Annotated in this window: 22 protein-coding genes and 1 riboswitch; of the genes, 7 read left to right on the plus strand and 15 right to left on the minus strand. The window is 54.4% G+C overall.

Translation table 11 applies throughout. The features are described from left to right. Positions 1–42 precede the first annotated feature (42 nt). Positions 43–1,434, minus strand: a complete 1,392-nt coding sequence (locus SK3146_RS02345; RefSeq protein WP_249863550.1) for a response regulator transcription factor — start codon at positions 1,432–1,434, stop codon at positions 43–45. A 133-nt stretch (positions 1,435–1,567) separates the two neighbouring features. Here SK3146_RS02345 and SK3146_RS02350 point away from each other — a divergent pair, with 133 nt between their 5' ends. Continuing rightward, complete coding sequence (locus SK3146_RS02350) at positions 1,568–3,394, plus strand: cache domain-containing sensor histidine kinase (protein ID WP_249863551.1); 1,827 nt, start codon at positions 1,568–1,570, stop codon at positions 3,392–3,394. 260 nt (positions 3,395–3,654) lie between these two features. Here SK3146_RS02350 and SK3146_RS02355 read toward each other — a convergent pair whose 3' ends face one another. Beyond that, positions 3,655–4,446: an AraC family transcriptional regulator gene (locus tag SK3146_RS02355; RefSeq protein ID WP_249863552.1), complete on the minus strand. Its 792-nt coding sequence runs from the start codon at positions 4,444–4,446 to the stop codon at positions 3,655–3,657. A gap of 215 nt (positions 4,447–4,661) precedes the next feature. Between SK3146_RS02355 and SK3146_RS02360 the strand changes: the two genes are divergently transcribed. The 4 genes from SK3146_RS02360 to SK3146_RS02375 are packed head-to-tail and all read left to right on the plus strand — an operon-like array spanning position 4,662 to position 9,513. After that, the gene (locus SK3146_RS02360; protein WP_249863553.1) at positions 4,662–6,164 is read left to right on the plus strand and encodes an ABC transporter substrate-binding protein; all 1,503 of its coding nucleotides are present in this window, start codon (positions 4,662–4,664) and stop codon (positions 6,162–6,164) included. A gap of 24 nt (positions 6,165–6,188) precedes the next feature. After that, positions 6,189–7,151 (plus strand): carbohydrate ABC transporter permease, encoded by a 963-nt coding sequence (locus SK3146_RS02365; RefSeq protein ID WP_249863554.1) that lies wholly within the window; start codon positions 6,189–6,191, stop codon positions 7,149–7,151. A 2-nt stretch (positions 7,152–7,153) separates the two neighbouring features. Beyond that, on the plus strand, positions 7,154–8,008 hold the full coding sequence (locus tag SK3146_RS02370) for a carbohydrate ABC transporter permease (RefSeq protein ID WP_249863555.1): 855 nt from the start codon (positions 7,154–7,156) through the stop codon (positions 8,006–8,008). A gap of 29 nt (positions 8,009–8,037) precedes the next feature. Then, positions 8,038–9,513, plus strand: a complete 1,476-nt coding sequence (locus tag SK3146_RS02375) for a sulfatase family protein (protein WP_249863556.1) — start codon at positions 8,038–8,040, stop codon at positions 9,511–9,513. Positions 9,514–9,741: 228 nt separating this feature from the next. On the opposite strand, the gene SK3146_RS02380 is transcribed toward SK3146_RS02375, so the two are convergent. From SK3146_RS02380 to SK3146_RS02405, 6 genes are all read right to left on the minus strand, one after another. Then, entirely contained in the window at positions 9,742–10,950 is a 1,209-nt protein-coding gene (locus SK3146_RS02380) for a cytochrome P450 (protein WP_249863557.1), read from the minus strand. Between the two features lie 161 nt (positions 10,951–11,111). Beyond that, positions 11,112–11,408 carry a spore coat protein gene (locus SK3146_RS02385; RefSeq protein WP_249863558.1) on the minus strand — a complete coding sequence of 99 codons (297 nt, stop codon included), beginning with the start codon at positions 11,406–11,408 and terminating at the stop codon, positions 11,112–11,114. Continuing rightward, positions 11,405–11,620, minus strand: coding sequence for a hypothetical protein (locus tag SK3146_RS02390; RefSeq protein WP_249863559.1), 216 nt, complete (start codon positions 11,618–11,620; stop codon positions 11,405–11,407). Before SK3146_RS02390 ends, SK3146_RS02385 begins: the two co-directional genes overlap by 4 nt. A gap of 30 nt (positions 11,621–11,650) precedes the next feature. Beyond that, complete coding sequence (locus SK3146_RS02395; protein WP_249863560.1) at positions 11,651–12,787, minus strand: zinc-dependent alcohol dehydrogenase; 1,137 nt, start codon at positions 12,785–12,787, stop codon at positions 11,651–11,653. Then, a complete protein-coding gene (locus SK3146_RS02400; protein WP_249863561.1) occupies positions 12,784–13,170 on the minus strand; it encodes a spore coat protein in 387 nt (128 codons plus the stop codon). The genes SK3146_RS02395 and SK3146_RS02400 overlap by 4 nt, the downstream gene beginning before the upstream one ends. A gap of 12 nt (positions 13,171–13,182) precedes the next feature. Further along, the gene (locus SK3146_RS02405) at positions 13,183–13,428 is read right to left on the minus strand and encodes a spore gernimation protein GerQ (protein WP_249863562.1); all 246 of its coding nucleotides are present in this window, start codon (positions 13,426–13,428) and stop codon (positions 13,183–13,185) included. A gap of 166 nt (positions 13,429–13,594) precedes the next feature. Between SK3146_RS02405 and SK3146_RS02410 the strand changes: the two genes are divergently transcribed. Next, positions 13,595–13,948, plus strand: coding sequence for a group I truncated hemoglobin (locus SK3146_RS02410; protein WP_249863563.1), 354 nt, complete (start codon positions 13,595–13,597; stop codon positions 13,946–13,948). Between the two features lie 145 nt (positions 13,949–14,093). Here the strand turns inward: SK3146_RS02410 and SK3146_RS02415 are convergent, their stop codons facing one another. From SK3146_RS02415 to SK3146_RS02435, 5 genes are all read right to left on the minus strand, one after another. Beyond that, positions 14,094–14,933, minus strand: coding sequence for a C40 family peptidase (locus SK3146_RS02415; protein WP_249863564.1), 840 nt, complete (start codon positions 14,931–14,933; stop codon positions 14,094–14,096). A 3-nt stretch (positions 14,934–14,936) separates the two neighbouring features. Further along, a riboswitch (cyclic di-AMP (ydaO/yuaA leader) is annotated at positions 14,937–15,086 on the minus strand. 69 nt (positions 15,087–15,155) lie between these two features. Then, positions 15,156–15,605 (minus strand): DUF441 domain-containing protein, encoded by a 450-nt coding sequence (locus tag SK3146_RS02420; protein ID WP_249863565.1) that lies wholly within the window; start codon positions 15,603–15,605, stop codon positions 15,156–15,158. Positions 15,606–15,679: 74 nt separating this feature from the next. Beyond that, positions 15,680–17,398 (minus strand): ABC transporter ATP-binding protein, encoded by a 1,719-nt coding sequence (locus tag SK3146_RS02425; protein ID WP_249863566.1) that lies wholly within the window; start codon positions 17,396–17,398, stop codon positions 15,680–15,682. Positions 17,399–17,740: 342 nt separating this feature from the next. Further along, positions 17,741–18,739, minus strand: a complete 999-nt coding sequence (locus tag SK3146_RS02430) for an ABC transporter substrate-binding protein (RefSeq protein ID WP_249863567.1) — start codon at positions 18,737–18,739, stop codon at positions 17,741–17,743. A gap of 90 nt (positions 18,740–18,829) precedes the next feature. Beyond that, complete coding sequence (locus tag SK3146_RS02435) at positions 18,830–20,449, minus strand: helix-turn-helix domain-containing protein (protein ID WP_249863568.1); 1,620 nt, start codon at positions 20,447–20,449, stop codon at positions 18,830–18,832. Positions 20,450–20,649: 200 nt separating this feature from the next. Here SK3146_RS02435 and SK3146_RS02440 point away from each other — a divergent pair, with 200 nt between their 5' ends. Beyond that, on the plus strand, positions 20,650–21,465 hold the full coding sequence (locus SK3146_RS02440; RefSeq protein ID WP_249863569.1) for a helix-turn-helix domain-containing protein: 816 nt from the start codon (positions 20,650–20,652) through the stop codon (positions 21,463–21,465). 65 nt (positions 21,466–21,530) lie between these two features. On the opposite strand, the gene SK3146_RS02445 is transcribed toward SK3146_RS02440, so the two are convergent. Together SK3146_RS02445 and SK3146_RS02450 are read right to left on the minus strand one after the other, a co-directional pair. Continuing rightward, a complete protein-coding gene (locus SK3146_RS02445) occupies positions 21,531–23,090 on the minus strand; it encodes an extracellular solute-binding protein (protein ID WP_249863570.1) in 1,560 nt (519 codons plus the stop codon). A 205-nt stretch (positions 23,091–23,295) separates the two neighbouring features. After that, a complete protein-coding gene (locus SK3146_RS02450; protein ID WP_249863571.1) occupies positions 23,296–23,451 on the minus strand; it encodes a tryptophan RNA-binding attenuation protein in 156 nt (51 codons plus the stop codon). Positions 23,452–23,491: the final 40 nt, after the last annotated feature.

A 23,491-nucleotide genomic window follows, 5' to 3' on the forward strand; every position in this document is an offset into this window, starting at 1 on the left:
CGGGGAACATAGCCGAATAAATTAACGTCACGTATGAACTTTTTAACGATCCGGGCGAATATGCCGCTTGCGGTATTCCGACGGGCTGAGGCCGTAAGCCTGCTTGAACAGCTGGCTGAAGTAACGGTAGTCCGCATAGCCCGCCTCCTCGGCGATTTCTCCCACCTTCTTATCGCTTTCGACGAGCTGCCGCTCGGCCTGTTTCATTTTATGCCGGACGACATAACGGACGAAGTTCTCGCCCGTATGCTGCTTGAAGATGCGGCTTAAGGTCACGGAATGAACCGACAGCGCTGCCGCCACCGACTCCAGATTGATATCGGCGCCCTTATGCCGGTGAACAAGCTGCATCGCTTTGTCCACAAGGTCGGTCGGCTGCTGATTCGAATCGAGCTCCGCCAACGCTTTGACGCCTCCGACGACGAATCGCTCCACGCTGCGCTTCAACTCCCGCCAGCTCGGATGGCGGACGACCCAAGAAAACCAGTAATCGAGCTTGTCCTCCTCGACGATCGTAATATTATGCCCCGCCGTCATCGCCTCGTCGAGCATAGCCATCAAATATGCGCATTCCTTGCGCAGCTGCTTCAGCTCCAGCTGCTCCGCGTGGCGCAAAAACGCATCCACCCTCTGCTCCAGCTCCGAAACGTCCATCTCCTTCACCGCCTGGACGATCGACTGCCGCATAGCCGACGATTGCTTCAGCCGGGCTTCGCCGCCCCGCTGCCTCGAAGCACCGTCCGGCGCGAAAAATTGCTTCGCCTCCCAGCGTTCCGCCTCGCGGATAAACGCCGGTATGAACTCATCCCCCCGGGCAAAGCAGCCGTGCTCCTTCCAATCGGCGCGCACGACCGCTCCATCCACATGAAGCTTGTATTTGAAGGAGAAGATCACCGCTTCCCGCTCCGCCTCAACCGCCATACCGTCCGGATCGGCCGCAAGGCGGATTCGTTTCGGCACCGTTTCGTCATACCAGCTGAACGGCATTAGCAGCTCCGCCGGCTCCAGATGCATCTCCCGCTCCCTGAGCTGGGCAGCATAACGGCGCAAGTCGGCCGCCAGCCTGCCGCTTTCCTCCCGTTCTGCGTCCGAGACCAGCTTCAGCAGCTCCTTCCGGTTCGCCGGCTTGAGCAAATATCCCATCGCCCCGAGCTGAATCGCTCTGCGGGCGTATTCGAACTCGCTGTAGCCGGTCAGCAGAAACACGCGGACGGCAGGCAGCTCCTCTTTCAGCTGCTGAAGCAGCTCCAAACCGGTCAGCCCCGGCATCATAATGTCCGTAATCACGATATCGGGCCGGATTCTGCGCACGTTCTCCAGCGCCGCCTCGCCGAATCCGGCGTCAAACACCTCGATAGGCTTGTTCAAACGGTTTAATTTAACAATAACCCCCGACCTGACAGCGATTTCATCATCGATGACACAAATTTTCAAACTTCTCAGCCTCCTGCTAGGAAATCGGTTGCATCGCAGCGAAATAAAGGTTTACGGTTCTATTTTAAGTTAACCATACTTACGCGCCGGATGGCGAGCTTAAACTTTTACAACCTACAAGGGTGGTGCGGCAATGCTACAACGCTTCAAGACAATGGTCCGCAAATTTCGCGCTTTATCGCTCAGAGGCAAGCTTTTCGTGCTGTTAATCCTCTTATCTCTCGTCCCTACGCTGACGGTCAGCTTCATCTCCCAGTATCTCATCGTACGCTCCAGCACCAATTATACGGCCGCTATCTCGTCCCAGCTGATCGAGTATATGGCTAACGAAATTAACAATTATTTCATCGGAATGAACGAAACGCTGAACACGGTCGTCATTAATTCCGAGTTTCAGAAATTTCTATCGGTGCCCAAAGACAGCGTTCCCGACCAGTCCGGCTATTCGATCAGCTTCCGTCCCCTGCTGCAGCTCCTCATTCAATCAAAAAAAGAAATTCTCAGCGTGCTGTACTTGGATTCCTTGGGCAAAGTCTACTCCGAATCGCAAAAGGTTCATATTCAATACGAATATCCGTTTCAGAAAGATCCGGTGTTCAGCCAAGTTTTCGGCATGACCAAGGAGGGGCTGCTCGCGCCTCACCCGATGAACTACGCCGTTACCCCGTCGGCCGGACAGCAGGTCGTCACTTTCGTCAAACCGGTCATCGATCTTCAGCAAAAGTCCGTCGGCTCCTGGCTGCTCATTGAGATCGACGCCGCCTGGCTGCAGAAGATGATGGATCATACGAAGCTCGGACAGGACGGACGGATGGTCATGTACAATAGAGAAACCGGCGAGCTCGTCAACTTCGGAGAGGCGGGCACTCTGCCGGAGGGGCTTTCCGGACAGCTGAAGGACCATTCGCGTTCGCCCGAGCCGTTCCTAGCGACGCTCGAAGGGAACCGCTATCAAGTAATGTCCCATCCGATACCGCTCGGAGGCTGGACGCTCGTCGGGATCTCGCAGCTGGACGAGGTCAGCAAAGGGATCAAGCAGGCCCAGACGCTCACTTACATCGTCGCAGCCATCAGCCTGATGCTGGCGCTGCTGATCGCCTTTCCCGTGATGGGAGCCGTGCTGAAGCCGCTGTACCGCTTAAAATCGGGAATGCAAATGCTGGGTCGCGGCACTTCCGTGCCGATTGAGCATTCCGCGCAGGATGAAATCGGCTTTCTCATTAACACCTACAATCGGATGCTGGACGATCTGGAGATATTGAGGAAGGAAGTGCTTCGCTCGAAGCTGAGCGAGAAGGAGAAGGAGCTGCTGCAGCTCCAGGCGCAGATCAACCCGCATTTTTTGTTCAACACGCTGGAGACGATCGAATCGTATTCGCTCCATAATGACGGAGAAGCGGTCAGCGACATGCTGCAATGCGTTTCGCGGATGATGCGCTACAATGTGCGCAAAGACCGGGGGCTTGCCCGTCTTGAAGAGGAGCTTGAGTACACCAGCGATTTCTTGCACATCCATTCGTACCGCTACGGAAGGCGGGTCCAGGCCGATTTCGCCATCGCTCCCGAGCTGCTCGACGCCCCGGTGATGAAGCTGAGCATTCAGCCGTTTGTGGAAAATTCGCTGAAGTACGGCTGGAGTCCGCTTGCCGACGATGATGATTTCCGCCTCCGCATCTCGGTGCAGCCGGATGGGGATCACTGGGTGTTTACCGTAGCCGATAACGGCAGCGGCATGCCGGAGGACGTGCTGCAGCGGATGGAGAACCTCGCCGCCGCAGGGGGCGAACCCTCCGATCCCTACTTTGCCCGGCATACCGGCATCTTGAGCGTATACCGCCGGTACGAGCTCGCTTACGGCGAGCGCTTCTCGATGCGAATCGGGCGCAACCGGCCGGAAGGGCGGGGAACGCTGGTACGGGTGCGGCTGCCCCGCTCCGGAGACAACCCAGTGATGCCTTAAAGGGTGGTGAAACCGGTGAAAACGTCAGCGAAGCAAGCGGGAGCAATCTGGAGAAGCCGTTAGCGTTCGCCTTTGTTCTCGGATTTCACCCGTTTCACGGGCTTACCTATTCAAGAAATCCGGGAACAAGAGCGATCGGAAGATGCTTTCGCATGCGCAGTCGGCGTTTTTCGCCATCTCACTAAAAAGTCCGGTGAAAACGCAAACGAAGCAAGCGGGTCGAGGATTTGAGCGTCTGCGTCTCGTCCCCCGCTCTTCGCTTACCCCATCTCTTCGCGCGTAATAAACGCCGTCGGCGACATCGACGTAAACTTTTTGAACATTTTGAAAAAATAGGACGTATCGTAGTACCCCAAATATTGCGAAATTTCCGTTACGCTCATGCCCGAATTGGCCAGCAAATTGCGCGCCTCCATCATTCTCAGCTGATGCATATATTGAATCGGGGATTGTCCGTTCACTTCCTTGAACAGGGAAATCGTGTAGTTCGGCGAACGATGGATCAGCTCCGCCAGCTGCTCGATGTGGAGCGGCGTGCGGTAATTTTCGAGAATGTATTGCTGGATCGTTTTGGCCAGCTTCAGCTTGATCGGCGAAATGTCGAGCACCTCGGCCTCTCTTCCCGCCAAAGCCAGCAGCTCCTGCAGAGTGCCCAGGCGGATCAGCTCGGAGAAAGGCTTTTTTTCCATGTCTTCCCGGTACAATAGCATGAAACGCTGCTTGACGTATTCGAAATTGCGGATTTTCAAATGGAGAATTTGACCGTTCGTCAAATACGGAATTTCACTCTCTTCCAGCACATTGTGATAAAAATAATGAAACAGCACCGTATATTTCTGATGCGGTTCTTCGCTTGCATTTTCCGCCACCCGGCTCGTTCCCTTCGGAATGAGCAGCAATTCCCCCGCCTGCACGATCCGGGATTCTCCGTTCAGCGTATACAACACTTTTCCGTGAGTAATCAAAACCAAAATGTGGAACTTGACCGCCTCCAATTGGTTGCGCCAGTTCGGTATCATATTATCGAAAAATGCGGAATGAATGGTCAGCATAGCGCGAAGGCTCCCTCCTATGTTGCGTAATATTATACAGCCGATTATCTCATAACTGCTGTAATTCGCCTACATCTTTTCAAATTGAACGATAGTTTTATACATCTGATCTGTATATTATACATAGACGTTGCTGGAGCAACTATCTATAATTTACCTTGTCAGACCAATTTGAAAGCGATTGCAAAAAATGCAAATTAAGAGGAGGTCTATGTATGAAGCCTTACTTGCGCATCATCACTTCATTGCTTGCCGTCGTCAGCTTAATTCCGTTGAACGCCTGCTCCCCCGCCGCTTCCCCTCCGGGCGACAGCGCCCAAAGCAAATCGTCCGCGGATACTCAAGGCGGCGATGGCGCTCCCGTCGTCCTGCGCGTGATGGACTGGAGCGACAGCGTCAAGCAGCTGCGGGACGAGTTCCACAAACAGTTTATGGAAAAATATCCGAACATCAAGATCGAATATACCCAGCTGACGGTCGATCAATTCAAAAATACGGTGCTCACCGCCGTGAAAACGAACGACGCTCCCGACTTATTCCCCGTCCCGACCGGGATGAAGCTATCCACTCTAGTCAAAGATCAATGGTACCAGCCGCTTGATCCGTACATCGACGACTCCTTCAAAAACATGTTTATCGACGGCACCTTTCAGAACGGAACCACCATGGTCGACGGCAAAATCTATTCGATTCCCGAGGCGCTTTCGCTCCCGAGCACGCTTGTTTTTTACAATAAAAAACTGTTCAAGGAAGCAGGCCTCGACCCGGAGAAACCGCCGGCAACCTACGCCGAATTCCGCGAATACGCACAGAAGATTACGGCGGCGGGCAAAGGCAAATATTACGGCATTATCGAAGGCGGCAAGCAGAGCAACCGCTGGCTGTCGACGCTTAGAGAATGGTCGTCTCTCGGCGGCAGCGGACTGAACGGCAACGCCCCGGTCAGCTTGGCCACCAAACAAACGACATACGACTCCCAACCCGTGCTCGATTTATTTAACCTGTTCAAGGGACTGGCCAAGGACGGAAGCTTCCATCCCAAGACGATGAGCATTTCCGCTCCCGAAGCGCGCGCCCTATTCGCCCAAGATCAGGCGGGCTTCATCATTCAAGGCGCTTGGAACGTTGGCGTATGGAATAAGGACAATCCGAAGCTCGATTACGGCGTCATGGCTCCTCCGCTGCCCGAATCCGGACGCAAAGGCTCGCTGCCGCTGACGAATAACGGGGCTTGGATCGGACTGTCGGCCCAATCCAAGCATCCGAAGGAAGCGATCCTGTATTTGAAGGAATTTTACGGAGGCGACTTCTTCCAGCCGAAACGGGTCGAATCCGGCGATTCCTTCTCCGTCGTGAAGGGCATCAACGAGAAGTACGCCAAAGCGGCCCAGCTCAAGGCCTATTACGACATCGTGCAATCGTATGGCCGGACCATCCCCGATCCGAGCGTCCGCAATCCGGAGACCGCCTCGGTGTTCGCGGAATTTAAGGATGTTCACCCGGATGCGGGAGAAATTTTATCGGCCGTCGTCTCGGGGGCGATCAAGGACGAGAAAGATGCGCTCGCGCAATACTCCAAGCAGCTCGGGACAGCATGGAACAGCGCGATCGAGGCGGCCAAAGGCAAGGGCGCCAAAGTATCCGCCTCGGATTTCGAATTTCCTAATTGGGATCCGATGAAAAACTATACCTCGGAGGATTACAAGGCGTTAAAGTAACGGCGCCAAGTCAGGAGGGCTGATATGGAGAAAGTCGTTTCAACGCCGCAGCATACGGGGACCGATCCCCGCGCCCGCAGCAGCCGGCAGCGCGTTCTTCAGAGATGGTGCTGGCTGTTTATCGCGCCGAATTTGCTTTTTTACGCGATGTTTCAAGGATGGCCGATCGTCATCAATTGGTATTACGCTCTGCATGACTGGTCGGGGATCAGCTCCGATATTCAATATGTCGGCCTGCAAAATTTCAAGGATATTATTCATGATCTTTACTTTTGGAAAGCCTACGCCAACAGCTTCAAATTTATGCTGGGCTCCGTTCCGCTCCTTCTCGTGCTGGCTTTGTTGATCGCTCTTGTGCTGAACAATCCGAAGCTGCGGGGCGCGGCGGTATACCGGACGCTCTATTTCATTCCCGTGGTGACCACCGCATCGATCGTCGGCATCATTATGGTCTACATTTGGAGCTCCGACGGAGCCGTCAACTTTATGCTGACCTCCCTCGGCATTCTCGACGCTCCGGTCAACTGGCTGGGCGACGCGAATTGGGCTATGTTCACGGTCATTATGATTTATGTATGGAAAAATCTCGGCATGAACATGATTTACTGGCTGGCCGGGCTGCAGACGGTCCCGCGGGAGCTGTACGAAGCGGCCCGAGTCGACGGCGCTACCCATTTCCGCACCTTCGTGCACATTACGCTGCCGCAGATTATGCCGATCGGTCTGGTCATCCTGCTGCTCAATATCGCCGGCTCGCTTAAAGTGTTCGATCTGATCAAAACGATGACGGAAGGCGGCCCCTTCTACGCTACGGACGTCGTCTCCACCTATATTTACCGTTACGCCTTTTCCAGTGAAATGGGACTGCCCCGAATGGGATATGCGTCGGCCGCCGGCATCTTCTTCGCTTTCACGATCGTACTGATCGCCGTTATTCAAGCCTGGATCAACGGCAGAATGAAATCATCCGGCAGAGGAGGCGCGTAACGATGCATCAGCTCACGACGTTCCGCAGTACAGTCAAGTCGCTTCCGGGTCTGCTCACTCATATTTTGCTCGCTGCGGTTGCTTTTGTATGGATTTATCCGTTTCTATGGATGATCTCGGCTTCGTTCAAAAGCCAGGACGAGTTTTTTGCCAAAGGACTCAGCCTGATTCCCGACTCCTTGAACGGAGCGAACTTCGCTCGGGCTTGGGACGCGGGACATTTCGACCGCTATTTTATGAACTCCGTTATCGTTACAATTGCGGTTATCGTTATCGTCCTGTGCATTACTGCTACCTGCGGCTACGCGCTAGGCCGGTACGCCTTCAAGGGAAAGCGGCTGATCATCACGGTATTGGCCGCCAGCATGTTCGTTCCGCTGGAGTTTTCCATTATTCCTGTCTTTGAGCTCATCAAGCATTTGGGACTGATGAACTCGCTCGGCGGCATTATTTTGGCCGAATCGGGAGGCGGCCATCTCGTCTTCGTGCTGTTATTCGCCGGTTTTTTCCGCCAAGTGCCGAAGGAGCTGGAAGAGGCGGCGATTATGGACGGCTGCGGCTTCTTTCGCACCTTCGTCCACATCATGCTCCCGCTGTCCAAGCCGATCGTCGGCAGCGCGGTCATTATGCAATTCATCTGGACCTGGAACTCGTTTCTGCTTCCTCTCGTACTGACGCTGAGCAACCCGGATCTGCGAACGCTGGCCGTCGGGCTATATGCTTTGCGGGGCGAAAATATCGTCGATTGGACGGGAATCGCCGCCGGCGGCACGATTGCGCTGGTGCCGATCATCATCGTATTTCTGCTGCTGCAGCGCTACTTTGTCGACGGCATGGCCGGCGCGATTAAAGGATAACGATCTCTCATACAAAGGAGAATGCCTCAATGAAAACGAACAAAACAAGAATTTTGCTGCTCGATCTGGACTCCACACGCCCGGACCATCTGGGATGCTACGGCTATCACCGGAACACCTCCCCGAACATCGACGCCATCGCCAAGGAAGGGGTGCGGTTTACGAATTATTACACCTCCGACGCTCCCTGCTTTCCGTCGCGCACCGCGCTGATGACCGGCCGCTTCGGCATTCACAACGGCGTTGTCGGACACGGCGGAACAGCCGGAGATGTGCGGCATGAAGGCGAGGAGCGTGCGTTCCGGGACCGAATCGGCAAGGAATGCCTGCCCAACGTGTTCCGTCAAGCAGGAATGAAAACCGCCTTGATCAGCCCGTTCGCGGAGCGTCACTCCTCATGGACGTTTTACGCCGGATTTCACGAAATGCATAATACCGGCAAGGGCGGCATGGAATACGCCGAGGAAGTGACGCCGGTCGCCTTGGACTGGATTCGCCGAAACGCCCAAGAAGACAATTGGTTTCTGTACGTCAATTATTGGGACCCTCATACGCCGTACCGTACGCCGGAGGATTTCGCCAATCCGTTCGAGAGCGATCCTCTGCCTTCCTGGATTACCGATGAAGTACTCGAAGCGCATAAGCAAAAGATCGGGCCGCACAGCGCCAGCGAAATCAATATGTACGACAACCGGGCGCTGCCGCAGTACCCCCGCCATCCCGGCGAAATTACGGACCGGAGCGGCTTAAGGCGAATGGTCGACGGATACGACATGGGCATCCGTTACATGGATGAGCATATCGGCCGGCTGTTCAGCGAGCTTGAAGCTCAAGGGGTCATGGACGACCTGATCGTCATTATTACCGCCGATCACGGTGAAAACATGGGCGAGCTGGGCATCTACGGCGAGCATGCGACCGCGGATCAAGGCACATGCCGCATCCCGATGATCATCCGCTGGCCCGGGCTCATGTCGAACCATGTCGACGAAGGGTTTCATTATCATCTGGACCTGGCTCCGACGATGGCCGAATTGCTCGGCTCTCCGTCGTCACCGAGCTGGGACGGACAGAGCTATGCCGCCGCTCTGCGGTCGGGCGAAGCGTGCGGCAGAGATTATCTCGTCGTCTCGCAATGCGCTCATGTCTGCCAGCGCAGCGTCCGCTTCGGTGACTGGCTCTACGTCAGAACGTATCATGACGGCTTCCATTTATTCGATAAGGAAATGCTGTTCCGGCTTAGCGCGGACCCTTACGAGCAGCATAATCTTGCCGCCGAACGCCGCGACGTTTGCCGCGAAGCGGTCTATCTGTTAAATGATTGGCATGACGCGATGATGCAATCGATGCCGTTCGACGTCGATCCGCTGTGGACGGTCATCAAGGAAGGCGGTCCCTACCATGCCAAAGGCTTCTTAAAGGACTACGTGAAGCGGCTGGAGGCAACCGGGCGCGCCTACGGGATCGAGGAGCTGAAGCGGCGGCATCCGCGGGAATTCGCTTAAGCGGCGGCACAGCGCAGTGAACGGCGCTCATAGTGCAGGAAACAAGAAACGGCTTTCCGGGAATGTACCGGAAAGCCGTTCGTATTGCGGCGGCACGCGGCCGCTCTATGCCTCCGCCGCCCCGAATCCGAAAATAACTTGCCCTCGAAATCCATCCGTTGTAACGTAAAAAACTCCCCTCGGCCAAAGAACAAGCCAAGGAGAGTCAGTCGCTTTCCATCAAGCGGTTTATCGCGCCGAGAATGTAACCGGGTACTGCTTCACGCCGAAGACGAACGGGCTTTGGATAGGAACAAGCGGCGTCCCCGCTGCGAACCGTATGTCCGCCATCCGCTCCAGCATCGCACGGATCGCAATCTGCCCTTCCAGCCGCGCCAGCGGCGCGCCCAGACAGAAATGAATGCCGAAGCCGAAGGAAAGATGGGCGTTGGGCTTGCGGTCGATCAGGAACGTGTCGGGATCGGGGAATTTCGACTCGTCGCGGTTGGCCGACGCTACCCAGGACACCACTTGATCCCCCGCTTTGATTGGCTGGCCGCCAATCGTGCAATCCGCAGCGGCGACGCGGCCGATCGCTTGAATCGGCGGATAATAGCGCAGTACTTCTTCGAAAAATCCGGGTATTAGCTCGGGATGCTCCCGCAGCTGCTCTTGCGCCTTAGGCGCTTCCGTCAAGTAACGCACGGCATTTGTGATCAGATTGGTCGTCGTCTCGTTGCCCGCCGCGAGCAGCAGGATCGAAAATCCGAGAATCTCGTGATCTTTCAGCTTTTCACCGTCAATTTCGTCGGAAATCAGCAAGGAGATCAAATCTTCCTTAGGCTGTTTCTTGCGTTCCTCGACGATGCTGCCTAAATAAACGTTCAATTCCTCCAAAGCCCGCTGCTTGGTCGCCATTAGCTGCTTAAACGATGCTTCGCTGTTTTCTTCCGAGCCCATGACAAGAATATCGGACCATTCTTTGAACAGCATGCGGTCCTGCGGACGGACGCCCAGCAATTCCGCTATCACGATAACCGGCACCGGCACCGCCAGATCGTGCACGACATCCATGGAGCCGCGGCCGATGACCGCATCCAGACATTCGTTGGCGATCGAAGCGATGTGCGGCTCCAATTCGGAGATGACCCGCGGCGTGAACGCCTTGTTGACCAACGCTCTCATCTGCGAATGCCGCGGAGGGTCCATCGTTAAGAGAGTATCGTTTTCGTTGCCCGCCAGCCTTCGCTTGGACGAAAATTCGGCCGGATTTTTCAATATATGATGCGCGTCTTCGTAACGGAATACGTCCCAGCACGCCCGGCTCTCGTCGTACCGGACCGGGGACTTGCGCCGCAGCTCGTTCAGAACGGGAAACGGATGCAGCCGTTTGTCGGCCGTTCCCAGCTCGTCCATCGGGACAATGTTCGCATATCGCTCCGATTGCACGGTTTCCATATGGACAGGTCTCCTCTCGCGATAGTAAGTTTGCTCCACATTAAGATGCCCCCGAATTAGCAATATCATCCTGCTTATGCCATACATGGCAAGCCGAAAGCCCTCCCGATCAGAGAGAGCTTCCGCCGGTCCTTAATCTTTAATCCTTAATCCTTAGGCGGTCAGCCCGAAATGTTGAGGGCCGTCTCCATATTGTTCAAATCGAGCGCGAGCTGCCCGTCTGTGTCATGAGGCAAATACCAGCCCCGCTCCACCATATAGTTCGCGATCTTCTCATGCGTTGCGACCGCTTCATCGAGCTGTCTCGCCAGCATATCGCGAATTTCCGGCGTCGGGCACTCGGTCACGGCCATCGCATAACTACGAACGGCGTTCTTGGCGCCGATCAGAAAATCGGTCGCAATGACTTGATCCGTCAATGTATGCATGCCGGTCAGATGCTCCAAAATCGTATTCATACGGTCTTCTCCCTCCCCGCAGCCTTCGACAATACGCCGCGAAGCTCCTCCAGCTGCCGGGAAGCGAGCTGGGCCTCCTCCTGCAAAATCGACTTCAGTTGCTCATCCGATACGAGCAGCTGCATCGTTTTGGCTTTGGTCAGGCAAACCGTTTTGAATGCGGCAATCTCATGAACCTCCAGCGTTTCATGCAGTGCGTACGTTGAATTCATCCGAATATTCCTCCTGCCTGCAATTCGTTGTTAGGGCTTCAGAACGACTTTGATGCAGTTGTCCCTCTTCGTATCGAACGCTTCATATCCCCGCTTGGCATCGCTCAGCGGCAGCACGTGCGTAATAATATCGCCCGGATCGACTTTGTCCGAGGCGATAAGGTCATACATATATGGCATCAAATGAATGACGGGAGCTTGTCCCGAGCGGATGTTCACATTGCGCTGCATAATATCGCCGAGCGGAAATCCGTTGTACCGCCCGCCGTATACGCCGGTGATTTGAATCGTTCCCCCTTTGCGCACCGCCTGCGAAGCGGTGATTAACGCCCCCATCGATCCGCCCTGCAGCTTCAGCCCGCTGGCTAAAAATTCGAGGTCGCTCATCTTGCCGTCCATACCGACCGCATCGATGACGACGTCGGCCCCGCCTTTCGTCATTTCCTTCAAATGCTGCCCGACATTCGGATATTGTTCGAAATGAATCGTTTCCACTTGATTCGTTTGCTTGGCATGCTGCAGCCGGTAATCGACATAATCGACCGCGATGACGCGCCCCGCTTTCTTCAGCCAGCAAAACTTTTGCGCCAGCAGCCCGATCGGGCCGCAGCCGAGCACAATCACCGTATCGCCTTCTTTCACTCCGGCGTTATCGACGCTCCAGAAGGCGGTCGTCATGGCATCGGCGATCAGACACAGCTTCTCATCCGGCTCTTCGCAGCTCTCGGGAATTTTGAAATGAGTGAAATTGGCGAACGGCACGCGCAAATATTCGGCCTGCCCGCCGGCGTAGCCTCCCGTTGATCCGGAATAGCCGAAATAGGCCCCCATATCGCCGTTTTCGTTGGAATTGTCGCATTGGCTTTCCAGTTGATGTTTGCAGTAAAAGCATTCGCCGCACGCGATCGTGAACGGGATGATGACGCGGTCTCCCTTTTTCAGCTTGCTAACTTCGGGCCCCACTTCCTCCACGATGCCCATCGGTTCATGTCCGATCACGTAATTTTCCTGCAAATTCGGAATCATCCCGTGGATCAGATGCAGGTCCGAGCCGCATATGGCCGTCGTTGTCAGCTTCACGATCATATCGTCCGGCTTTTCGATCTTCGGGTCCGGCACTTCCTTGACCGCGACCTGCTTAATTCCTTGATAAGTGACAGCTTTCATGACAGCTTTCCTCCGCTCGGCTCGTCCGGCGTCCGGTCGAACATCCCTTTACGGGACGTGTCTCCCGGAAATAAATTCATTTGCCCGATCATAACCGTATTTTTGGCAGATAATTGATCCAGCTTGTATTGCTCGCTCAGCTCGTACGGATGGAACCATTTCTTGTCTATCATCAGCTCCATAATTTCCCGGTGCATCGCAAGACTTTGGCTCAGCTGCGTCTTCAGCAGCGTCCTTGCTTCCGGAGTGACCGTTTCCGTCAAAGCGATGGCCGCATTGCGAACGCCCTCCTTCGCCCGCATAAGAAAATCCGCAGCCAAGGTCATATCCGCTAATTCCGGCATATTTAATGCGTTAATCGGATCTAAATGATCGCTATTCATACTGATCACACCTTAGTTTATGATAGGGTCCGGACGACTAGCGGGCACCGCGGCTAGAAACGGGGCTTTCGCATAAAGCGCCTGCAGCTCGGCGATCGCTTGAATGGACTGCTCCACATCCTTTTGCAATAAAGCTTTCAGATCCCGGTCGAATACAAGGCCCTGCATCAGTTTGGACTTGGCCAGGCAAAGCGTTTTGAAATTGAGCGCTTCATGAAGCTCCATCGATTCATGCGGCGCTAACGACGATATTGGCATGTAGCCGTCACCTCCCAAATTGACTTAAACATAGCTAACATTTCCTTTCATTTTGCATGTTATGCGGATGCGGAGAGCTATCATTGCCTTTTAAGCGTTCCATGAATATTTTGGAGAAAAACGGACAAATTACTGTACGCAATCTATCCATCGGAAGGAGCTTATCATGACACTGTACGAACAATTAGGCGGAGAAGACAGCATTTCGAAGGTTGTCGATGAATTTTACAAACGCATTCTTGCGGACGACACGATCAAACATTTTTTTGAGCATACCGATATGGAGAAACAACGCAGACATCAGGCCAAATTTATCAGCTTCGCGCTCGGCGGGCCGAATCAATATTCGGGCAAATCGATGGCCAAAGCCCATGAAGGCATGAATTTGCAGCCCGTGCACTTTGATGCGGTGGCCGGGCATCTGCACGACGCGCTCGCCCATTTCGGCGTTCAGGAAAAAGAAATTTCACAGGTGCTGGAGCATGTGGCGACCTTGAAGAACGATATCCTGTATAAATAAAAGACGCCGGCTGCAAGCGCCGACGTTTTTGGGGCCAAGAACCAAACAAACAGGCTGACCTAGACAGCCTGTTTGTCATAAATTCCTATTATATCCTTTTTCGATAATAATCCATTAAGCATGGGGACTCTTATACTGCACAACGTTACAAGCTTTTAGCTCCTATGTACCTGCTTCCCCAGTACGAACTGTACAGCGAGTCGATATGAACCCCGTACGACGTCGTTGCCGAAATGAACTGGCCGTTGCCCATATAAATGCCGACATGGGACAGGCGTCCGTTAGCGAAAAATACGAGATCGCCCGGTTTCGGAGACGCTACGGCAACGCCCGTGCTATCATACATTTCGTTGGACGTTCGGGGCAGTTCGATTCCGCGGACATTCGAGAAAACAAACTTCACGAAGCCCGAGCAGTCAAAGCCGGCCGGCGAGCTGCCTCCCCATACGTACGGAATGCCCATATAAGCTTGGGCGTACTTCAGCAGCTTATCGTCCTGCTTGGGCTTGTACCAGGCCGGAGCATGATATTTCCCGTCCGCGTCGACAATGGCGATTTGATTATCGTTATCCCATTGCACCTCGCTTCCCAGCGTCTCGGATACGAAGCGCAGAGGAACGTATACGCTGCCTTGCGCCATCCCGATCATCGAGTTCACCTTCACTTGCTTGCCGTTGACGACTACGAAATCGTCGCCGGTTTTCAGCGTCATGTTCTGATCGCCTTTGCTCATCGTTACTTTGACTTCTCTGCCCTCCTGCACCCATTCGACCTTATAGCCGAGGTTTTCCATCAGGGGGCGGAACGGAACCTGCAGCTGAGAGTTCGCGTCCAAAACCGGCTTCGTTTCCGGAAAATCGACCAGCTTGTCATTGACTTGAATCTTCACTGCGTCTTCCGGGGCGGCCTGAGCATGCACGGCCGAAAAAAGCGCGCACGAAATAAACGCGCAGGATACAATTAAAGCTTTGCCAAACAACTTCAACGTTCAATTCCTCCCAAAAGCCTCCGAGGTTAGTTGACGGGTTAGGGAGAGGTTTTCCCCTATTCGCTTGGCGCGAGGCCGCGCAAACATTCACCCCAATAAAGCATCCCCCGTACGGTCACTTATGCTGTGCCGATTCGGCATGTTTACTTCGCGAAGCTATTTACAGTATATTCGTTCTCCTTCCGGCATATCGGTGGGTACGCGCCGCAAATACTGCCATCATTTGCCTAAAAATAAGGATAAAATTCCCGCTGCGATAAGCGGGCCTACGGGAACGCCCTTCAAGAAAGCGACTCCGAGCACGGTGCCCAGCAGAATGCCCGTTACGACCGTCGGCTGATTCGTCATCAGCATCGCGCCGCGCCCGCCCAAATAAGCGACCAGCATGCCGATCGCCACCGCAAGCAGCGATTTCCAGTGGAATACCGATTCGTACAACGTTTGAAACGTAATTTTGCCGCTCGCCAGCGGCGCCATAATCCCTATCGTCAAGACGATAATGCCGGCCGTCAGGCCGTACTTTTCAATCCACGGAAAAGCCTGCTGCACGTTCAACACCCGCAGCAGCAGCAGGAAGACGACGGCCACGGTAATCGAATTGTTGTTGCTCAATATGCCAAGCGCCGCAAAAATTAATAGAATGACAGAAGGCATGTCGATCTGGGGCATAAGAACTCCTTTGTAATCGTAATCAGCAGCATTATCCATTTTACATGAACGATACCTGGAAATTCAATGGAAAATCACTTAAGCCCGAATTGGGCCTGATGCAGCTGAGTGTAAGCGCCTTGGGCGGCGAGCAGCTCTTCGTGCCGTCCCTGCTCCCGAATTCCCTGCTCCGTCATCACGATGATGCGGTCCGCGTTCTGGATCGTCGCCAACCGGTGCGCGATGATCAAGGTCGTGCGTCCTGCGGCCAGCTCGTTCAACGACTGCTGGATCGCTTTCTCCGTCTCCGAATCCAATGCGGAGGTCGCCTCATCCAAAATGAGAATCGGAGGATTCTTAAGGAACATTCTCGCAATGGAAAGCCGCTGCTTCTGGCCTCCGGACAGCTTCACGCCCCGCTCGCCGATCACCGTCATCAAGCCGTCGGGCTGCGACCGTATAAACTCCTCCAGCCGCGCTCTGCGGGCGGCTTCCCATATTTGCTCTTCCGCAGCGTCCAGCTCGCCGTAGGCGATATTATCGCGAATCGTGCCGGAGAACAGGAATACGTCCTGCTGAACAATGCCGATTTGGCCGCGAAGGGCAGCCAGCTTCATCTTGCGGATATCGATGCCGTCGACCGTAATGCTGCCTGCGTTCACCTCGTAAAAACGCGGCAAAAGGCTGAGCATCGTCGTTTTCCCCGCGCCGGAAGGGCCGACCAGAGCCACCGTCTCCCCGGCATGAATAGTCAAACTCATCTGGCTGATGACGTTTCTCCCCTGCTCGTACCCGAAGGTAACGTCGTGAAAACGGATGTCGCCGCGCAGCTTACCCGGATCGACCGCCTCCGGCGCTTCGGCAATATCCGGCTCCGTCTCCAGCAGCTCCAGGTAGCTCTTGAATCCGGCAATGCCCTTCGGATAACTCTCGATAACGGCCCCGATCTTGTTGATCGGTCCGAGCAGCACGTTCGACAGCAGCAGGAATCCGACGAATTCCCCGCTCGTCAGCTCCCCCCGGATGACGAACCACGTGCCGCACACAAGAACGAACAAAATGATCATCCGCGTCAGAAAGTAACTGGCCGACGCGTTCTGCGCCTGAACTTTATAGGAAAAAAACTTCGTTTGCCGGTACTGCTCGTTATTGTGAGCGAACAATTTCGCTTCGTGTTCTTCGTTCGTGAAAGATTGCACAACGCGAATGCCCCCGATGCTATCCTCCACCCGCGCGTTAAACTCTCCGATGTCCCTGAACATGCGCCGGAACGCCTGAATCATTTTGCGGTTAAAATGCATCGCCAGGAAGATCAAGCCCGGAATGACAATGACCGTGAGCAGGGCCAGCTTCCAATTGATCGCCAGCATCAGCGCGAATGCGCCGAGCAGCGTCATGACCGCGATAAATACGTCCTCCGGTCCGTGATGCGCCATCTCCCCGATTTCCATCAAATTGCTGGTCATCCGCGATAACAGCGTTCCCGTCTTGTTGTTGTCGAAGAAGCGGAACGACAGCTTCTGCACATGCTCGAACAGCTTGCGCCGCATATCGGTTTCAATGTTGATGCCCAGCTTATGTCCCCAGTAAGTGACGATATACTGCAGCGCGCTGTTCAGCGCATAGACGGCAAGCAAGCCGAGACACGACCATAAAATCAGCCGCCAGTTGCCGCTCGGCAGCAGCTTGTCGACGAATTGGTTGACGGCCAGCGGAAATCCAAGCTCCAGCAAAGCCGAAAATACGGCGCAGCAAAAATCGATGATAAATAACTTTTTGTAAGGCTTGTAATAAGCAAAAAATTGTTTCAGCATTCGTGCCCGTTCTCCTCTCTCCGGCTTCCGCCATAACGGAACAAATCCCCCAAAAGCCATCCATGCCGCCGACGCGGCACCACAGACAATGGAAATGGGGTACCAAGAGTAATTTCCAGGGTAGTGATGCTCTGAAGCTTATTCCGTCCGCATCCAGCCTAAGCTGGATCGGCGTCTAACCATTCCTCTGGGTTCGTTCTATGGTTAGACATTCCTTTCGGAGGAGCCCCAGGATATCCACAGGAATTTGCTGCGCATCATTTCCTAAACAACCAAAAAGACCAGAGGGTGATCCGCTCTGATCTTGCGGCTGCGCCTGCGTGCGTCCTTGCAACGGAACGCCTATCGTTTCAACAGCTTCAGCACATCGTCAATCGTCTTCTCGTTGGCAAGGATGCCTCCGTTAATCCAATTGCCGTAATCGACCTCGTAGGCGTGGCCCTGCTGAACGGCGGGCAGCCGCTTCCATACTTCGTTATCGAGAATAAGATTCGTTTGTTCGTTGCCGTTCGCATTCTGATTGACATAGAAAATATAATCCGCCTTCAAATCCGGCAGCGTCTCCAGCGACAGCTCGGCCAGCGGCTTGCCGACCGTCTCCACCAAAGCCTGTTCGGGGAACGGGAAGCCGAGATCCTTCGCCAGCACCGCGCCGCTGAAGCGTCCGCTGTCGACGAGGTAGATGCTTTTGCCCTGTATCCATAAGATCACGCTTTTCTTGTCTCCGACAATAGGGCTTATCTGCCGCTTAGCTTCGCGCGCTTTTTGCTCGTAGCCGGCGATGGCCTGTTCGGCTTTGTCTTTGCTGCCGAGCAGTTCGCCTACGGTGAGCAGCACCTCTTTCCAATCTTTCGTGAGCCCGTTCTGGAACACATAGGTCGGCGCGATTTTCGCATACTGCTCGTAAATCCCGTTCGCCGCCTTGGCGGCCGTATTCAAAATAATAAGGTCCGGCTGATAAGCGAGCACTTCTTCGACCGCCGGCGTCGAGCTTGTTTTCGGCACATCCTTCAGCCATGGCTGCAAGTATTCGAATACGGTGCTGCCGCTCGACCATTGCGCGACGGGCTTTACGCCGAGCGCCGCTATCGGGTCCTCCAAATAGGGAGCGAGCACCCGATCGATATGCGCAGGCAGCTTCACTTGATGACCCAGCTCGTCGGTGACGGTACGTTCCCCGGCGGGCGCGGCCGAGCCGCTCTGCGCATCTCCCGAAGCTGCATTGGTCTGGCTGGATTCTGCCGTTCCGCCGGCGTTTTGCCCTGTATTGCCGCAAGCCGAGCCTAACGTCATGGCGGCAATGACGAGGCACAGCATTATTCTCGATGTTCTGGATTTCATAAGATCCTCCCTTAATTGATAACCATTCTCAACACTTTTGTAGTATACATTGCCGCCTCTCCGCCAGCCATAGACAATCCTCAGTTTTTTTCATGGACGATCCTGCGCAAACAGCTTTAACGCCTCCTCGACGATACGCTGGTGGCCCGAAGCCGAGTACTCCAGCCACGGGTCCATCCCGACCTGGTAGACGCAGCCGCTGCGAACCGCCTTCAGCGCGCGCCACGCAGCCGCTTCAGACCATGAAGCCATGTCGGCGGGCGCCGTCGTAGCGCGGTTGACGATACATATCATATGGTCGGGATCGTACAGGAGCAGATCGCCGGGCTCCGCCGCTTGATAAGCAAAGATCTGCCGGACCGGCTCCGGAGGCTTGATGTGCAGATCATCGTATAAGACCGATCCGGTTCGATGCCTGCCGCATATATACGCCTTGGGCCCGTTGAAATAAAGCATCATAACGGTTTCCTCGCCCAGCCGCCGGCGAATTCGGACGCCGGCGCGTTCCGTCAGCTCTTCGTACTGCCGCAGCCATTGCCCGGCTTCCTTGCTTCGGTTCAGAAATTCTCCCGTCAGCTGCAAATGCTCGCGCCAACTCGCTTCCCGCCAGGGAACGTACAAGGCGGGGGCAATGCCGTCCATTTCCTCCCTGTCGGCAACATCGGGCCAATTGACCGCGACGATAGCCTCGGGCCGCGAATTCCTCAGCGCGTTCCGATTCTCCTCCCAATATCGCGGGGTATCCGCCGCCTGAAGATGGAGAGGAATATCCCGGCCGTAGCGGCTCATATAATGCGCGGACCGCTGCCAATCGCGGGGCGCTCCGTACGGTATGATCTGCAGCGCCAGCAGTTGTCCGGTAACGGCGTAGCTGTAGGAGACGATCTTATGCCGGCGGCTTCTTATATACACGGACGGCGCCATGCCGGTCTTCCGCTTGAACAATCGGCTGAAATAAAACTCGTCCTTATAACCCGCCGCGCGGGCTACCTCGCGAATCGACTCCCCCGGTTCAAGCAGCAGCGCTTTGGCCCGCTCCATTCGTTTGCCGGTCATGTATTCGATCGGGCTTGTCCCATATTGCTTTTTGAACAAATGCAAGTAATAATGCGGGTTAAATCCGCTCATGCGCGCGAGCTGCCCGACCTTCAGCGGCTCCTGGCAGCGGGAGTCGATATAGGCCTTCGTCCGCGCTATCGCATCCTCCGGCCGCTCCCCCTCCTCTCTGCGGCTTTGGAGCAGCCGGCAGAGCAGCATCAGAAACGCCGACTGCGCCGTCATCCGCTCCAGCGGGTCTGCTGAGCGCCAATACGCTTCCGTCTCCGCGGCGAGCCGAGCGGCTGAAGGGTCGTTATCGGGCGAATACCGCCCCGCCAGCCATGCGGTATCCTCCGACGCGGGATCAAGCCGTCGCCATCCGCTCTCGTGCCGGGCGAACATATCAAAGTGAAACAGATAGACGGCCGGCGGCTTGTCCGAAGCGGAATCACTTCCGAACGCTATCGCTTGCCCCGGCGTATGCACGCAAATATAGGCTTCGCTTGGGTTCAGACGTATCGCCTCGTCTCCGGTCCGCACAATAGCGCAGCCGTGTTGAAGGAGGATCAGACTAAGCGCTGCCGTCCGTTCGGCCGGGAGCAGCTCTCCCTCGCCCTGCTGCCGACGCTCCGCCTCCTGCAATTCAAATCTAAGTTGGTCCAGCTTATTCAACCGACAGCATACCCCTTCCCCAATAATATTGATAATGATTATCATTATTATATAGGAAAACGTCCGGAAGGTCGAGCCTTGATCCACATTGACCTCGCCTAGTACAGCCAAATCGGTATCCGTTTGTATTTAGCCTTCTTTTTCCATACAATGGATCAAGAAAGCTGTCCAGCCATCATTCTTGACGGGAGGTTCTGACCGTGGAAGCCAATCTAAAAAAACCGCGCGGGGTGCTGAACGAGCCGGTCCAACGCAGCAAGTTTACTCTTGACCTGTACATACCCTCACCGGATTTGGAGGCGTATGTCGAGCAATACTGGATCGTGAAATGGGATTTAACGGGCCAAGAGCCGTATATGTCCGAGGTGCTGCCCCATCCTTCGGTCCATATGACGGTGGAGCCTGACGGAGCGTGGGTTACGGGAGTCGTCGAACGAAAATTTACGCGGAAGCTGCAAAATTCGGGGGTCGTTCTGGGCATCAAGTTTCATCCGGGTGCGTTCTACCCGTTCACCGGGATTCCGGTTCAGCGCTGGACAGGCCAAACTGTCCGTGCCGAGGACGTGTTCGGAGCCGATGCCGTCGCCTACGAACATGCCGTAAAGTCGCTGGACAGCAATGATGCGGCAGGCATGGTGACGCAGGCCGAAACGTTTCTTCGCGGCCGTATGCCCGCGCATGACCCGGCGGTTGCCGAAATCAGAGGCATCATCGAAGCGATCAAAAACGACCGCAGCATTACCGGCGCTCAGGACATCGCAAGGCAGTTCCATTTATCCGTCAGAATGCTGCAGCGCATGTTCGGCAAGTACGTCGGCGTTAGTCCCAAATGGGTTATTCAGCGCTTCAGGCTGCTGGAGGTAGCCGATAAACTGGAGGAAGGACAGCCGTGGAATTGGCCGCAATTTGCGGCGGAGCTCGGTTATTACGACCAGAGCCATTTTATTAAAGATTTTAAAAGCATTGTCGGCGTGTCCCCGGAGCAATATGTGCGCAACAATGGAACCGGAACGTGAATCGGGAACCTCTGAGCAAAAAACAAAAGGCTTGATTCAACTGAGCTGAACCAAGCCTTAACAGGTTATTGATTGTTAAACAGGGCGATGCCGTCTTTATTGTTATATCTTTCGGTCGCCTCTTTGATGATTTCGTTGCCGCCTTTCGACTTATACTCTTCAATTACTTTAGGCCAATCCGAAATCGGCTCTTTTCCGTAAATCATTTTGACCATATGATCGATAATTAATTTCGGGCCGGTGTCTCCGAGCGGCGTCAGGTCAGGATACTTGGAGAATGCCTTCAAATCGGGGTTGAAACCGATGCCCGGCAGCCCTTCCTTCGACAGCACCGTATCGAATGCGTTCAATATGTCTTGGCCGTCCTGGCTTACGCTCAGTTGCAGCTTATTATAGGTGGAATCCGAAGCCAATCTCAATGTCGTGCGGAAAGATTCCTCCTGAGTTTCCTCTTTGTTCGTCGGCGCTTTGTACTGGATTTTGCCGTTTTCGACCGTATAGTTCTCTCCTTCGACGCCAAGACTGAAAAATTTATCCGCCTCGTCGGTCGTCATCCAATCGATAAACTTCATAATTCCCGCCGCTTTATCTTTATCGACGTTTTTGCTAATGTAATAGGCGCTGACGATAGGGGAGTACAGGAAGTATCCGCCCTTCCCTTCAGGACCTTTCGGCGAAGGAATCACATCCACTTTGGCGGCGGGATCGACCGCTTTCAGATTCGTTCTGAAATCTTTCAGCCCCGTTCCGACATTGGCGGACCAAATTCCCGATTTGCCGGCATTAATGTTTTTGCTGTATTCGGTCGAGGAGATCGTTGCAAAATCTTTCGGAATCAAGCCCTCGTCGTACATGGTCTTATACGTTTGCAGCGCCTTCTGCATATTTTCCACGTCAAAAAACTTCGGTACGATTTGATCGCCCTGCTTCTCAAACTGATCTTTATAAGGAAGCACGTCAAAGGCGCCCAGAATCACGTCGGCATATTTGAAATTTTCCCGCATTTGATAAGGATTCTCTACGCCGAGCTTCTTGAAGGCCCGCAGAACGTCCAAAAATTCGTCAACCGTCTTGGGTACCGGCAGCCCGGTTTTTTCCAGCAAATCCGTACGAATATACGTGCCACGGCGCGACGGATTCGTCAGATAGCTCGGGATCGCATAGATTTGGCCTTTATACGACACCGCATCCCATGCCTCCTTAGGCACTTTCTTCAGGACATTCGGCGCGTATTCCTTCAGCAGATCGTCCAGCGGCATGAATTGTCCGGCTTCTACAGAGCCGGCCATATCTTTGCCTGTCGGCAAATCCAGACTTCCGAGCACATCGGGAATGTCGTTGCCGGCGAACATCATGCTCATCTTCTCCCGTTGGATCAAGCGGACGTCCAATTCCGTGTTGGTCAGCTTATTGAGCCTTTGAATCCATTTGTCCTTATTCAAGTCCGGGGATCGTTGGGCATAGCCGTCACCGGTTGTGATCGGATAAGCGATGGAAAATTTCAAGGGGCCTTGGCTGCCTGCACCGCTTCCCGATTCTTTCGCTCCTTCGTTTTTGGTGGCACAGCCCGCCAAGGAGCCTGCCGCCAGGGCCGTAACCATAACCAAACTCACTGCTTTTTTCATTGTAAGCCTTCTCTCCCACTTCTTTTTATCTATTTCTAAAGGATAACCTAGTTTATCTTACCCTATTTTCTCTGATCATCGTTACAGTGAAAATTACGGAGGGTTGTCTTTATTTACGATCCCGGAATACTGTCAAAGAAAAAGCGGCAGGCGCATAGGCTGCCTGCCGCTTATCTGTTGCTGCCGCCGCTTGATGCGCCGGCCGTCAGCTGTGCTTTTTAATGAAATGAAGCAGTGTTTGTCCGAGGGCCGTCAGGATAACCCCTTTGCCGTCGCATTTCGGACACGTCTCTCCCTCCACCTTCCCTTCCCTGTTGCATTCAGGGCAGGCCGCCTCAAGATCGTCCATTGCTATAACCATGCGTCGTCAACTCCTTTTTGGTTCTATCCTATCATGTTCG

This window comes from Paenibacillus konkukensis (genome assembly GCF_023523925.1).
Taxonomy (GTDB): Bacteria; Bacillota; Bacilli; order Paenibacillales; family NBRC-103111; genus Paenibacillus_S; species Paenibacillus_S doosanensis.

Coding starts and splice junctions, on each gene's coding strand:
- SK3146_RS02350 (WP_249863551.1), top strand. CDS start 1,568: ATGCTACAACGCTTCAAGACAATGGTCCGCAAATTTCGCGCTTTATCG.
- SK3146_RS02355 (WP_249863552.1), bottom strand. CDS start 4,446: ATGCTGACCATTCATTCCGCATTTTTCGATAATATGATACCGAACTGG.
- SK3146_RS02360 (WP_249863553.1), top strand. CDS start 4,662: ATGAAGCCTTACTTGCGCATCATCACTTCATTGCTTGCCGTCGTCAGC.
- SK3146_RS02365 (WP_249863554.1), top strand. CDS start 6,189: ATGGAGAAAGTCGTTTCAACGCCGCAGCATACGGGGACCGATCCCCGC.
- SK3146_RS02370 (WP_249863555.1), top strand. CDS start 7,154: ATGCATCAGCTCACGACGTTCCGCAGTACAGTCAAGTCGCTTCCGGGT.
- SK3146_RS02375 (WP_249863556.1), top strand. CDS start 8,038: ATGAAAACGAACAAAACAAGAATTTTGCTGCTCGATCTGGACTCCACA.
- SK3146_RS02380 (WP_249863557.1), bottom strand. CDS start 10,950: ATGGAAACCGTGCAATCGGAGCGATATGCGAACATTGTCCCGATGGAC.
- SK3146_RS02385 (WP_249863558.1), bottom strand. CDS start 11,408: ATGAATACGATTTTGGAGCATCTGACCGGCATGCATACATTGACGGAT.
- SK3146_RS02390 (WP_249863559.1), bottom strand. CDS start 11,620: ATGAATTCAACGTACGCACTGCATGAAACGCTGGAGGTTCATGAGATT.
- SK3146_RS02395 (WP_249863560.1), bottom strand. CDS start 12,787: ATGAAAGCTGTCACTTATCAAGGAATTAAGCAGGTCGCGGTCAAGGAA.
- SK3146_RS02400 (WP_249863561.1), bottom strand. CDS start 13,170: ATGAATAGCGATCATTTAGATCCGATTAACGCATTAAATATGCCGGAA.
- SK3146_RS02405 (WP_249863562.1), bottom strand. CDS start 13,428: ATGCCAATATCGTCGTTAGCGCCGCATGAATCGATGGAGCTTCATGAA.
- SK3146_RS02410 (WP_249863563.1), top strand. CDS start 13,595: ATGACACTGTACGAACAATTAGGCGGAGAAGACAGCATTTCGAAGGTT.
- SK3146_RS02420 (WP_249863565.1), bottom strand. CDS start 15,605: ATGCCCCAGATCGACATGCCTTCTGTCATTCTATTAATTTTTGCGGCG.
- SK3146_RS02425 (WP_249863566.1), bottom strand. CDS start 17,398: ATGCTGAAACAATTTTTTGCTTATTACAAGCCTTACAAAAAGTTATTT.
- SK3146_RS02430 (WP_249863567.1), bottom strand. CDS start 18,739: ATGAAATCCAGAACATCGAGAATAATGCTGTGCCTCGTCATTGCCGCC.
- SK3146_RS02445 (WP_249863570.1), bottom strand. CDS start 23,090: ATGAAAAAAGCAGTGAGTTTGGTTATGGTTACGGCCCTGGCGGCAGGC.
- SK3146_RS02450 (WP_249863571.1), bottom strand. CDS start 23,451: ATGGTTATAGCAATGGACGATCTTGAGGCGGCCTGCCCTGAATGCAAC.